This is a genomic window from uncultured Kocuria sp. (assembly GCF_947500125.1).
In the GTDB taxonomy this organism is placed as follows: domain Bacteria; phylum Actinomycetota; class Actinomycetes; order Actinomycetales; family Micrococcaceae; genus Kocuria.
In genome coordinates, this window is the sequence record NZ_CANMRA010000095.1 from 1 (window position 1) to 439 (window position 439).

The window sequence follows — 439 nt, forward strand, 5'->3', positions numbered from 1 at the left end:
TACATGGTGATGTTCATGGGCATGAACCCGGCGCTGATGCCCATGGACATGACCCACGGGAAGAAGACCGCGATCGGTGCCTCGGCCGGGGTCTTCGTGCTGCTGGCCGCCGGTGCCCTGCTGATCCCGTGGCCGCAGCGGCGCGGCGCCCCGCCGGAGGACGTCACGCACGCGCTGGGCCTGGAGATCATGGGTGAGAAGATGCTGGTCATGGCCGTGGTGGGTCCGGTCATGGTGGCGACCATCGTGGCCGGGGTGGTCCTGGCGGCCCACCGCACCCGCTACGACCGGCTCGGTGACGACCTGCGCCGCCGCCCGGCCGAGGACCCGCAGCCGGGAGGGGTGGGCCGATGACCCTGGAAGCCGTGCTGGTCGTGGCCGCCGCGCTGTTCGCGGTGGGGCTCTACGGCGCCCTGTCCCAGCAGGTGGTGGTGATGGT

Annotated in this window: 1 pseudogene; it reads left to right on the top strand. The window is 71.5% G+C overall.

What is annotated here, in order from left to right:
* Positions 1 to 354, top strand: a pseudogene (locus Q0817_RS20000) (NADH:ubiquinone oxidoreductase subunit J); the annotation flags it as partial.
* Positions 355 to 439 lie beyond the last annotated feature (85 nt).